Here is a 10,831-nt window from a genome sequence, read left to right as displayed (position 1 = left end):
CGGTTTTGCGAAGGGGCCGGGTCGGGACCGAGAAGGCCCGCCTGTCAGGACTCGGCCGCGCGTTTGACGTCGCTTTGCACCAGGGTCAGCTTGCTGAGCGGCACGCCCGCGTTCAGAAGCCCCTCGCGGTAATGGGCAAGGTCCTCGGGCCGCTTCCAGTGGAAATTGCGCAAGTGACGATCGACATTCAGTGTCGGGTAGTTGCGCATCAGCACGCCGACGGCCTCGCCCGCCTCATCGTCCCGGCCCAACTGTGCCAACGCCGCGGCACGGATCGCCAGCGCCTGCATGTGGTTCGGGTTGATGTAGAGCTGCTCGCGGGCCCAGGACAGGGTCGCGTCGTATTGCCCCAGCAGATAATGGCTGAAGGCGTTCAGCGCGGCCCATTGGTAGCGCGGGTCGCTGTTGTCGCGCTGGGCGGCCATCGAGAACAGCTCGATCGCCTCGCGGTGCTCGCCGATGACGAAATGGCAGATGCCGAGCACGCCGCGCGCGCCCATGTCGTAGGGGTTCAGCGCGACCGCGCGCTTGGCGGCGTCCATCGCGGCCTCGTAATGGCCCTCCATGGCATGCGCCCAGGACAGGATCGAGAAGGCGAAGGAGGAGCGCGGGTCGAGCCGGACGCTGGTCTCGGCGAGGGCCATCGCCTCGGCCCACATCTCGCGCGTGCCCTTGACCCACCCGAACTGGATGCTCTGGATCTGGATCGTGGCGAGATAGGCGTGCGCGATCGACAGTTTGGGGTCGAGGCTGATGGCTTCGCGGAACAGGCCGACGGCGGTGGCCAGGTCTTCCTTGGTCTGCCGGTAGTAGTGCGACAGCCCCTTGAGGAAGCGGTCCCAGGCGGTCACGTCGGTGGAGAGCCGCGCCGGCGCCGAGGCCTCGGCACGGACGATCTCGGTGGCGATGGCGGCGGACAGATTGGTGGTGATCTCGTCCTGCATCGCGAACAGGTCGCCGATGTCACGGTCGTAGCGGCCGGTCCAGAGCTGCTCGCCGGTCTCCGGCGCGACCAGCTCGGCGGTGACGCGGATCTTGGCTCCGGCGCGCCGCACCGAGCCCTGGATCAGATAGGTGGCATCGATCTCGCGCGCGATCAGGCGGGTGCTGGTGTTCTTGCCCTTGAACGCGAAGGTCGAGTTGCGACTCAGCACGCGATAGAAGGATTGCAGCGACAGCGCGTGGATCAGATCCTCGGTGAGGCCGTCGGAGAAATATTCGTCCTGGGCGTCGCTGAGATTGGCGAAGGGCAGCACGCCGACGATCGCTGTGCGGTACTGCTGCGACAGCGCCGACGCCTCCCGGAGCTCGGGCGCGAGCGCCGGAGCTCCGTCGGGCATCCAGGTCCAGACCCCGATCGGGTCCTTGATGTTCTTGAAGCGATGGTTGCCGGCATCGACCAGCAGCGCGGTCAGGTGCTTGCTCGCCTCCCGGTAGGCTTTGGCCGAGATGGCGAAGCCGCCGGGGCTCGCCACCGATTCGAGGCGGACGGCAATGTTGACGTCGTCACCGAAGACCTCGTCCTCGTCGGCGATGACGTCGCCCATGTGGATGCCGAGGCGAAACTGCATGGCGCGCTCGGCAGGCAGGTGATGGTTGCGCTCCGCCATCAGCATCTGCATCGCGATTGCGGCCTCGACGGCGCCGACGATGCTCGGGAACTCCAGCAGGAAGCCGTCGCCGGTGTTTTTGACGACGCGGCCGCCATGGTTGAGGATGATGGGATGGATCGCGCTGCGATGGGCCTTGAAGGCGGCATGGGTGCCGGCCTCGTCGCTGCCCATCATGCGCGAATAGCCGGCGACATCGGCGCAGACGATGGCGGCCAGACGTCTTTCCATAATCCGGAGCTCCAAGGGATCGATGACCGGCCCCCGCGTGGCAGTCGCCTCGAATCCCGCATTTCCAAGAACCCTGCCTTTATAGAGCAGATAAGGCCGAGCGGAAGCATCATCCGCATTGCAAATTTGAGGTAAATTCTCCGCAATCCTGGCGGTGGACGGCGGCGGCCGAACCGAATAAGCCCGCCTTTCAAGGCTGACGGGGGCACCTCACATGCTGGGCATTCACGAGATCTGGCTCTTCATCCTGTCGGGCATATTGCTCAACATCACGCCTGGCCCGGACTCGGTCTACGTGATCGGCCGCAGCATGCAGATGGGCTGGCGGGGCGGCGCCGCGGCCGCGCTCGGCATCAGTTTCGGCTGCTTTTTCCACGTCGCGGGCGCGGCAATCGGCCTTTCGGCCCTGCTGATGGCCTCATCGACCGCCTTCTCGATCCTGAAGCTGGTCGGCGCGGCCTATCTCGTCGTGACAGGACTTCAGATGCTGTGGTCGCGCCCGGCGCTAGCCGCAGTCATCGACGAGCCGGTGCGCAGCCCGCTGCGGCGGGTCTTCCTCCAGGGCGTCTTCACCAACGCGCTCAATCCCAAGGTCGCGCTGTTCTTCCTGGCCTTCCTGCCGCAATTCGTCGCAGCCGATTCCCCGCACAAGCCGCTCGCCTTCCTGACGCTCGGCCTGATCTTCATCTTTACGGGAACGTTGTGGTGCCTGGTGCTGGCGGCGTTCGCGGCAAGGGCCGCCCATCGCTTGCGGAGCTCCGAGGGCGCGATCGCCTGGGTCAACCGCGCGCTCGGCGGCCTCTTCATCTATCTCGGCATCCGCGTCGCCATGCTGGAGACGCGATAACTCATTCGAACGAATGACTGGTCCGGCATGCAGTCGGCCCGATAGAGGCCGCGTGGGGAGGTTTCGATGGTTGGTGGAAGCTGCCTATGCGGCGCCGTGCGTTTCGAGATCGATCAGGTGCGTGCGCTGACGCATTGTCATTGCGCCAATTGCCGCAAGCTGACCGGTGCGGCCTTCGCCACCTATGCCCATGTCGATGCCGACAAGTTTCGCTTTGTTGCCGGCGAGGACATGACGGTGGCTTACGAATCCGCACCGGGGAGCTTCCGCCATCGCTGCAAGACCTGCGGCTGCCTGACGCCGGGCAAGGCGAGTTATCTGCCGACCGTCAGCATTCCCGCCGGCCTGCTCGATGACGACCCCGATGTCAGGCCCCGCCTCCACGTCTTCACCTCGTCGCGCGCACCGTGGTGGACGATCCAGGACGATCTGCCCCAGCACGAAAAATGGGTGCCTGGCTACGAACCCAAATCGTAGGCCTCAGGCGAACTCCTTCAGCAGTGCGCTGCCGGCGAGATAGAGGCCGAGCAGGATCATCGCGATCAGGAACCAGCGGCGAAACGCTTCCGCCGGCATCCGCGCCCGCACCGACTGGCCGACGAACATGCCGGCAAAGGCCATGGCCATGCCCACGGCGCCCGGCACGGCGTTCGCCGGCGTCAGCAATCCGCCGGCGGTGAGATTGAAGGCGAGCGCCAGCGTCGCGGTCGTGAAGAACACGCCGAGCGCCTGCACCAGTTCGTCCTTCTCCATGCCGATCGCCTGCATGAACGGCATCGAGGGGATCACCTGCACGCCGGTCGAGGCCGAGATCACGCCGGTGATCACGCCGACCACGCCGCCGACCCATTTCTCGTTCTGCGGCGCGACGTGGAACTTGAATTTGCTGAGCCCGATGATCGCGTAGATCACGAGCAGGATTCCGAGCACGATCGTGCCGTAACGGGCATGGGGACCGGTCAGCGCGCCGGCATTGAGCCAGCATCCGATCACGGTGCCGATCATCAGCGGCCACAGCCGCCTCAGGATGTCGCGCAAGTGCGGGCCGGCGAAGGTCTGCCAGATATTGGTGACGATGGCGGGCACGATCACGATGGCGATCGCGCGGCTTGGCGCCATGCTCACCGCGAGCAGGCCCATGGACACGGTCGGCAGGCCGAGCCCGACCACGCCCTTGACGAATCCGGCGATCAGGAAGACGGCGGCGATGAGGATGAGGAGCGGGTCGATCATATCTTGCACATTGACCGAAGCCGCGCGCCGGCACAATCTGGAGGTTACGGAGACAGCCTTCGTTCCTGGCGGAGGCTGAGGAGAATCCCGCCATGCGCTTCGACCTCGTCGACCTCCAGCTCTTCATCGCGGTCGCCGACCAGCGCAGCATCACCCGCGGCGCCGAGCGATCGCATTTGGCACTGGCTTCGGCCAGCGCGCGGATCAAGGGATTGGAGGATGCACTCCGCGTTGCCCTGCTCAAGCGCGGGCGCCGCGGCGTCGAGCTGACGGCCGCTGGTGAAAGCCTGCTCGATCACGCCCGCATCGTCATCCATAATGTCGAGGCCTTGCAAGGCGATCTCGCCGCCTATGCCAGCGGTGTGCGGGCGAGCGTGCTGCTGCTTGCCAACACGTCGGGGCTCTCGGAGCACCTGCCGCGGGCGCTCGCGGCATTCCTGCGCGAGCATCCCGATATCAATGTCGACGTCGAGGAGCGCGAGAGCGCTGACATCGCCGCCGCGATTGTCAGCGGCGCTGCGGATATCGGCTTCGCGGCGGAGCACGCGCTGCCCGACAGCGTCGAACGATTTCTGTTCAGCGAGGACCGGCTGATGCTGGTGGCCGCGCGCCGAAGCGACCTCGGCAGTCGTCGCCAGATCGACTTCCAGGAGGTGACCGAACGCGATTTCGTCGGGCTTACGGCGTCGACTGCGTTGCAGGTCCACATCTCCCGGCATGCGGCGAAGCTCGGTGCCCGCCTTCGCGTTCGCGCCCGCCTGCGCGATTTCGACGCGATCTGCCAGATGGTCGCCGCCGATGTCGGGATTGCCGTTGTTCCGGAAACCGCGGCAAGGCGCTGCGCGAGATCGATGCCGATCGTGGCCATCAGGATCCGCGATGGCTGGGCCAATCGAAGATTGACGATCTGCGCCCGCAGCTTCAAATCATTGCCGCGCCCCGCCAAGCAATTGGTGGACTATTTGCGTGCCGAAGTTCAGAGGTGAGACACGATCTTGAAGGTCTGGAGACGACGCAGCTCGCCAAGCTCGAAAAGGCCACCCAAAAGGTGGCCCTTTCTGTCTACTTTTTGAGGTCGGCGGCGAAAAACTTGGTCGCCTCGGCCTTGGCTTCCTGATCCGCCTTGGCGTCGTATCTGAGTGGCAGGTTGAACTTCGTGCCGAGCTCGGTCGCTTCGGGGTTCGTGAAGGCGTGCACGGCGCCCGGATATTCGACGATCCGATAATCGGCCTTGGCGGCGTCGAAATCCTTCTTGAGCGCATCGTACTGCTCGCGCTTCACGAAGGGGTCGTCCGCGCCGTTCAGGATCAGGATCTTTGCCTTGACGGTTCCCGGCCCTGGCGCAGGCGTGTTGAGACCAAGCGATGCATGAAAGCCCGCAACGGCGGCGAGGTCGGCGCCGGCACGCGCCATGTTCAAAACCACCGCGCCGCCGAAGCAGTAACCAACGGCGCCGATCTGCTGGGGATTGACCGAAGCCTGTTTGGCAAGCTGGTCCCGCGCGGCCTTGAAGCGCGACTCCATGACTGCCGGGTTCTTCATCACCGCGCCCGAGAGCGCGCCGGCGTCCTTTGGGTTGTCGGCGGTCTTGGCGTCGCCATACATGTCGGCAATGAAGGCCGTGTAGCCCTGCTGCGCGAACTTCCGTGCCTCGTTATGGATGTGATTGGTGATGCCCCACCATTCATGCACCATCACGATTCCGGGGCGCTTGGCTTGGCTGGCGTCGTCGTACACGACGAAGCCCTTCATTGTGGTCTCGCCGTCGGTATAGGTGACCGGCTCCTCCTTGATCGCGGCGTTTGCGCTGGTGACCATTGCGATGGCGCAAAATGCTCCCAGTATCATTGTCCGCATGCTGACCTCCCGCGGGTTTGGCGCAATTACATTGGCATGCCAGACATTGCGGCGCCAGACTGCGAAAGCGGCGGTGTGCGACACAGGGCCGTGATTGCGTGGTTACGCCGACCCTCGGCAATTCCTTGTGTTACCCCCTCGGGCAAAACAGGCGAGATCCACGTCAATTCACTTCGGTAACAAGTCGGCCGCTACTTCGCCGTTTCGACGCCGGCATCCTTGATCACCTTGGCCCATTTCGCGGTCTCATCCGCGATGAACTGCCGAAAATGTTCCGGCTCATCGCCGATCAACGTTGCGCCCTGGGCGGCGAGCTTTTCCTTCACCGCGGGATCCGCCATGGCTTTCGTCGCCAGGCCATGCAGCGCGGTGACGATCTCCTTCGGCGTGCCCTTCGGCGCCACCATGCCGTACCAGTTCTCGATGCGAAGATCAGCAAAGCCCGCTTCCGCGGTGGTCGGCACGTCGGGCGCGGTCGCGGAGCGCTCGGCCGAGCCGACCGCGATCGGCTTCAACGCGCCCGCCTTGACCTGCGGCAGCAGCACCGGAAGATCCAGGAAGGTCATCTGCACCTGCTGGCCCAGGAGATCGTTCACCGCGGGAGCAGCGCCGCGATAGGGCACGTGGACGATGTCGATCCTGGCCGTCAGCTTGAACAGTTCGCCGGCGAGGTGCGGCAGGCTGCCGGGGCCGGAGGAGGCGAAATTGAGCTTTCCGGGCTGCGCCTTGGTGAGCGCGATCAGCTCGCCGATGTCCTTTGCGGGCACGTTGGTGGCGACGACAAGCATTTCCGGCACGGTCGCAACCAGCGTCACCGGCGTGAGGTCGCTCGAGGTGTCGTAGGCGACCCGCTCCATGCTCGGGCTGATCGCGAGCGCGCCGGCCGAGGAGATGGCGATGGTGTAGCCGTCGGGCGGGGCCTTCGAGACCGCGTCGGTGCCGAGCACGCCGCCCTGGCCGCCGCGGTTGTCGATCAGCACCGGCTGGCCTGATAGCTCCGACATGCGCTGGCCGATCACCCGCGCGATGATGTCGTTGGGACCGCCAGCCGGGAACGGCACGATCAGCTTGATCGGTTTTGCGGGAAAATTCTGAGCGGACGCCAGTGACGGCAGCAACAGGAACAATCCCAAGAACAATTCAACGAGCAGCCTGCGTGAGATGGTCATGCAAGCCTCCCGCTCGCGATTGTTATTGGTTGAGCAGTTTCAGTGCTTCTTCGTGAACTCTGGCGTCGCCGGCCGCGATGATGCGGCCGCCGCCCTGGGCCGGCTTGCCTTCCCAGGTGGTGACGACGCCGCCGGCACCGGTCACGATCGGGATCAGGGCCGCGATGTCGTAAGGCTTCAGCTCGGTCTCGACCACGAGATCGACGTGACCGGCCGCCAGCATGCAATAGGAGTAGCAGTCGCCGCCATAGCGCGACAGCCGCGCGCCCTGTTCAATGCGGCTGAAAATGGCGCGGTCGCGCTCGTTCATCAGCAGCGGGCTGGTGGTGTAGCTCGTTGCTTCCGACAGCGCGGCGCAGCGGCGGACCTGGAGCCGGCGCTCGCCCGACGGGCCTTTATAGGTGGCCGAGCCGTTGTCGCCGGAGAAGCGCTCGCCGATGAAGGGCTGGTGCATCATGCCGTACACCGGCGCGCCCTTGTGCAGCAGCGCGATCAGCGTGCCCCAGATCGGAAAGCCGCCGATGAAGGATTTCGTGCCGTCGATGGGGTCGAGCACCCAGACATAATCGGCGTCCTCGCGCTCATTGCCGAATTCCTCGCCGACGATGCCGTGCTGGGGGAAGCTCGCCTTGATCAGACGGCGCATCACCGCCTCCGCGGCGCGGTCGGCCTCCGTCACGGGGTCGAAATCCTTGGTCTTGCTCTTGTCGTCGATCGACAGCGAGGTGCGGAAGAACGGCAGGATGGTTTCGCCGGAGGCGGTGGCGAGCCGTCCGATGAAGGCTGAGAAGTCGATCACCGTCACGGCGCATCCTCAAAACGAAAGTCGGGTCAAGCTCGCTCCTGCCTAGCTCAATTCGCTTCCCGCGTGCAGCGCTGAGTTGGTTTGCTCCCTGGTATTTTGGATGCCGCAACCGGCTGCCCCATCTCAGTCATATGCTGGCCAAATACCGATCACAGAGTTGAAAACTTAGTTCCGAGTATGCCTTGTTCGTATGCAAACGGTTATCAACCTATTGAATTTCCTTATCAAAGAAACTGAATCTGGGTTTCGCTATAAGCAAATGAGCCATGTGCATATTGCATGGGAAACGGCTCAAAAGGCCTTGCACTTTGTGCGCCGCGGCCGCATATTGTTGCGGTGCGGTAGCGCTCTGCGTTACCGCTGCCCTCCTTGGGCGTTTCCTCCCTAGACTTGGGCCGCTTCTTCATCAGAAGCGGCCCTTTTTTCTTTGAGCCTTGATCTTCACTTCGAGCGCGCGAAAACGCGAAGCGAAGATTCGGCGCACGATACGCCGGCAGCTTGATCTGATGTTTGATCGGCGACGCGATCGCCGGGCGACGGCTCGCGTCTATTCGGCCGCGGCCTGGAACGGGCCGAGATCGCCGAACGGGATCGTCGTCGCCAGCACGTCGGCGAGCACGCCGAAGTCGCTTGCCACTTGCGCAAAGCGCGGACTGCGCTCGCGTCGCCGCTCGTCCATGTAGATCGCGCGGTTGAGCTCGAGCTGCACCGCGTGCAGGCCGCTTGCGGGATTGCCGTAATGCTCGGTGATGAAGCCACCGGCGTAGGGCTTGTTGCGGCCGATCGAATAGCCGAGCCCACCCATGGTCTCCTCGACCCTGTCCGGAAGCAGCGGCGTGCAGCTCGTGCCGTAGCGGTCGCCGATCACGATGTCGGGCCGCCGCGGCTCGTCCCTGCTGACGCCGACCGAGGGCATCGAGTGGCAATCGACCAGCACCACGGTACCGAACATCTGGTGCACCTTGTTGATCAGCCGGCGCAGCGCGCGATGATAGGGCTTGTACAGCGTCTCGATCCGCGCCAGCGCATCGTCGACCAGGATGCGTTCGCGGTAGATCTCCTGGCCGTCGCCGACCACGCGCGGGATGGTGCCCAACCCGCCGGCGACCCGCATCGAGCGGGTATTGGCAAAGCTCGGCAGCCGGCCGGTGAACATGCGGGGATCGAGCTCATAGGGCTCGCGGTTGACGTCGACATAGGAGCGGGGAAAGTTGACCCGCACGGTCGGAAAGCCGCGCTCGCTCAAATGGCCGATCAGCTCGTCCATGAAGGAATCTTCGGACCGCCGCAGCGTCGTCAGGTCGATCCTGGAGGCGCTGAGGAATTCGTCCGGATAGGTCGAGCCGGAATGGGGCGAGTTGAAGATGACAGGCGCGCGCCATTGCGCGGGCTCCACGATCTCGAAGGCGGGCGACACGTCGCCGTCAAACCGGGTCATCTTCTCAGGCTTCGTCCCTTCGCGCCGCAGGATCCGGGTCTCGGATCGAATTGATTCGGCCGGTGGAGCGGCTCTTATGTGTCGTCATTGTCTGGAATCGCAACCATTCTGCCAAGCGAAAAGATGTGATCGGCGCTGGAACATGTCTTAACCGTGCGGGCAGGGAAGCGGGGATGCGCCAGCGCGGCTCGATTGATTCGCGCCGCATTCCGGTTCACAAGGGACCGGCAGCGCAGTCCAGGGTAAAGATTTTCACCCCAAATTTACCCTCTGTCGGGCTTAGTGATCTCTGCTGATATCCTCTGGGGATTTGACGTTTCCTGCCATGCCCAAAATCCTGCTCGCCGAAGACGACAACGACATGCGCCGTTTCCTGGTCAAGGCGCTGGAAAACGCTGGTTTTCAGGTCTCGTCCCATGACAACGGCATGGCCGCCTATCAGCGGCTCCGGGAGGAGCCGTTCGAGATGCTGCTGACCGACATCGTGATGCCGGAGATGGACGGCATCGAACTCGCCCGCCGGGCCTCGGAACTCGACCCTGACATCAAGATCATGTTCATCACCGGCTTCGCCGCGGTCGCCCTGAACTCGGATTCGGACGCCCCCAAGAACGCCAAGGTGCTGTCCAAGCCCGTGCACCTGCGCGAATTGGTCAGCGAAGTGAACAAGATGCTGGCGGCCTAAATCGGCCCCCTTCCGTCCTTGCACCGGCTCCCCTGAGCCGTTATAGGGACCCGACCCGATCTAGACGACATCTAGGGCGCGTAGCTCAGCGGGAGAGCACTACCTTGACATGGTAGGGGTCACAGGTTCGATCCCTGTCGCGCCCACCATCCTTCGCTCGTGATAGCCGAGAGAAGGATGCCACGCCGAAGCCCAAAGGGCGCAGGCGGGCTGCCGCCGCAAGCTTTGGCCAGGCAAGCCCAAACAATCTGCCATTGCGAAGCGTGCGTATAGCCCGCATGGAGCGAAGCGCAATCCGGGATTTGCCCGGTGCTGCAGCGAGCCACGCCCTGACCATACTCGATCGCGGCTATTTCAGTTCCGTGTTCGCGACCGGCAGGACGGAGGCGACGGACCAGCCGTTCGCATCCCGCACGTAGGTCTGGCTGATCAGAAACGTATTCTGTTGGGGCGGCTTGCCGGGAAGGCCACGCGTGAAGACGATCGGAACGAGGACCTGCATGACCTCGTTCGAGATCACGGCGACGTGGAATTTCGACATGTCGGGTTCGAGGTGCCAGGTGCCCTCGTAATAGCCCTTGAAACGGTCCGCGACCGCATCTCGTCCTCGCGTCTCGATGCCCCTCGCAAACAACAGCGTGCCGGGCGAATTCCACAGCATCGCCTTCACGTCGTCCGCGTTGTGCGCATTCTGCGCGGCAATGAATTTTTCGAAGATGGCTCGTGCCGCCGCATCATCTGCCGCGGCCAGCGCCGGCACGGTCGACCAGGCGGTCGCCGCGAGAAACAGCGCTGCAGCAATTGCCGCAACATGACGGCGCCGTGCAAACGGTCGCAGCCTGATCGAGCCTCGAGACATCTTGGAAGGGGGCATGTTCATCTCTCTTTTGGATGACAATGATCATACCATTGATCGCCGCGCCGGCTTTTCAGGATCGCGCGAGCGGCGGTCACCG

General features: G+C 64.0%; 11 protein-coding genes and 1 tRNA gene. 5 read left to right on the top strand and 7 right to left on the bottom strand.

Going from position 1 to position 10,831, the window contains the following annotated elements:
- Positions 1-44 precede the first annotated feature (44 nt).
- Positions 45-1,841, bottom strand: a complete 1,797-nt coding sequence (locus tag ACKWRH_RS39495) for an adenylate/guanylate cyclase domain-containing protein (protein ID WP_445217943.1) — start codon at positions 1,839-1,841, stop codon at positions 45-47.
- 214 nt (positions 1,842-2,055) lie between these two features.
- Here ACKWRH_RS39495 and ACKWRH_RS39490 point away from each other — a divergent pair, with 214 nt between their 5' ends.
- Both ACKWRH_RS39490 and ACKWRH_RS39485 read left to right on the top strand, forming a co-directional pair.
- Positions 2,056-2,688, top strand: a complete 633-nt coding sequence (locus tag ACKWRH_RS39490) for a LysE family translocator (RefSeq protein WP_445217942.1) — start codon at positions 2,056-2,058, stop codon at positions 2,686-2,688.
- A 66-nt stretch (positions 2,689-2,754) separates the two neighbouring features.
- Positions 2,755-3,165, top strand: a complete 411-nt coding sequence (locus ACKWRH_RS39485) for a GFA family protein (protein WP_038935626.1) — start codon at positions 2,755-2,757, stop codon at positions 3,163-3,165.
- A gap of 3 nt (positions 3,166-3,168) precedes the next feature.
- Here the strand turns inward: ACKWRH_RS39485 and ACKWRH_RS39480 are convergent, their stop codons facing one another.
- Entirely contained in the window at positions 3,169-3,921 is a 753-nt protein-coding gene (locus ACKWRH_RS39480) for a sulfite exporter TauE/SafE family protein (protein WP_445217941.1), read from the bottom strand.
- Between the two features lie 92 nt (positions 3,922-4,013).
- On the opposite strand from ACKWRH_RS39480, the gene ACKWRH_RS39475 reads away from it, so the two are divergent.
- Entirely contained in the window at positions 4,014-4,907 is an 894-nt protein-coding gene (locus ACKWRH_RS39475) for a LysR substrate-binding domain-containing protein (protein ID WP_445217940.1), read from the top strand.
- Positions 4,908-4,983: 76 nt separating this feature from the next.
- Here ACKWRH_RS39475 and ACKWRH_RS39470 read toward each other — a convergent pair whose 3' ends face one another.
- The 4 genes from ACKWRH_RS39470 to ACKWRH_RS39455 all read right to left on the bottom strand — a co-directional run bounded on the left by ACKWRH_RS39470 (position 4,984) and on the right by ACKWRH_RS39455 (position 9,190).
- A complete protein-coding gene (locus ACKWRH_RS39470; RefSeq protein WP_038935629.1) occupies positions 4,984-5,778 on the bottom strand; it encodes a dienelactone hydrolase family protein in 795 nt (264 codons plus the stop codon).
- A 191-nt stretch (positions 5,779-5,969) separates the two neighbouring features.
- On the bottom strand, positions 5,970-6,947 hold the full coding sequence (locus tag ACKWRH_RS39465; RefSeq protein WP_445217939.1) for a Bug family tripartite tricarboxylate transporter substrate binding protein: 978 nt from the start codon (positions 6,945-6,947) through the stop codon (positions 5,970-5,972).
- Between the two features lie 22 nt (positions 6,948-6,969).
- Positions 6,970-7,752, bottom strand: coding sequence for a histidinol-phosphatase (gene hisN / locus ACKWRH_RS39460; protein WP_282521865.1), 783 nt, complete (start codon positions 7,750-7,752; stop codon positions 6,970-6,972).
- 547 nt (positions 7,753-8,299) lie between these two features.
- Positions 8,300-9,190, bottom strand: coding sequence for an N-formylglutamate amidohydrolase (locus ACKWRH_RS39455; RefSeq protein WP_014491809.1), 891 nt, complete (start codon positions 9,188-9,190; stop codon positions 8,300-8,302).
- Between the two features lie 325 nt (positions 9,191-9,515).
- On the opposite strand from ACKWRH_RS39455, the gene cpdR reads away from it, so the two are divergent.
- Entirely contained in the window at positions 9,516-9,875 is a 360-nt protein-coding gene (gene cpdR, locus ACKWRH_RS39450) for a cell cycle two-component system response regulator CpdR (protein WP_007597092.1), read from the top strand.
- 74 nt (positions 9,876-9,949) lie between these two features.
- A tRNA-Val gene (locus ACKWRH_RS39445) sits at positions 9,950-10,024 on the top strand.
- A gap of 200 nt (positions 10,025-10,224) precedes the next feature.
- Here ACKWRH_RS39445 and ACKWRH_RS39440 read toward each other — a convergent pair.
- Positions 10,225-10,749 (bottom strand): DUF4440 domain-containing protein, encoded by a 525-nt coding sequence (locus tag ACKWRH_RS39440; protein WP_445217938.1) that lies wholly within the window; start codon positions 10,747-10,749, stop codon positions 10,225-10,227.
- Between the last annotated feature and the right edge of the window lie 82 nt (positions 10,750-10,831).

The organism is Bradyrhizobium sp. Pa8, from assembly GCF_052588265.1.
The sequence above is the reverse complement of the archived record's forward strand: the minus strand, read 5'-3'. Positions and strand labels throughout refer to the sequence as shown.

Excerpts from the sequence above, each read along its gene's own strand:
- ACKWRH_RS39490 (WP_445217942.1), top strand. The coding sequence starts at position 2,056 with ATGCTGGGCATTCACGAGATCTGGCTCTTCATCCTGTCGGGCATATTG.
- ACKWRH_RS39485 (WP_038935626.1), top strand. The coding sequence starts at position 2,755 with ATGGTTGGTGGAAGCTGCCTATGCGGCGCCGTGCGTTTCGAGATCGAT.
- ACKWRH_RS39470 (WP_038935629.1), bottom strand. The coding sequence starts at position 5,778 with ATGCGGACAATGATACTGGGAGCATTTTGCGCCATCGCAATGGTCACC.
- cpdR (WP_007597092.1), top strand. The coding sequence starts at position 9,516 with ATGCCCAAAATCCTGCTCGCCGAAGACGACAACGACATGCGCCGTTTC.
- ACKWRH_RS39480 (WP_445217941.1), bottom strand. The coding sequence starts at position 3,921 with ATGATCGACCCGCTCCTCATCCTCATCGCCGCCGTCTTCCTGATCGCC.
- ACKWRH_RS39495 (WP_445217943.1), bottom strand. The coding sequence starts at position 1,841 with ATGGAAAGACGTCTGGCCGCCATCGTCTGCGCCGATGTCGCCGGCTAT.
- ACKWRH_RS39465 (WP_445217939.1), bottom strand. The coding sequence starts at position 6,947 with ATGACCATCTCACGCAGGCTGCTCGTTGAATTGTTCTTGGGATTGTTC.
- ACKWRH_RS39455 (WP_014491809.1), bottom strand. The coding sequence starts at position 9,190 with ATGACCCGGTTTGACGGCGACGTGTCGCCCGCCTTCGAGATCGTGGAG.
- ACKWRH_RS39475 (WP_445217940.1), top strand. The coding sequence starts at position 4,014 with ATGCGCTTCGACCTCGTCGACCTCCAGCTCTTCATCGCGGTCGCCGAC.
- ACKWRH_RS39440 (WP_445217938.1), bottom strand. The coding sequence starts at position 10,749 with ATGCCCCCTTCCAAGATGTCTCGAGGCTCGATCAGGCTGCGACCGTTT.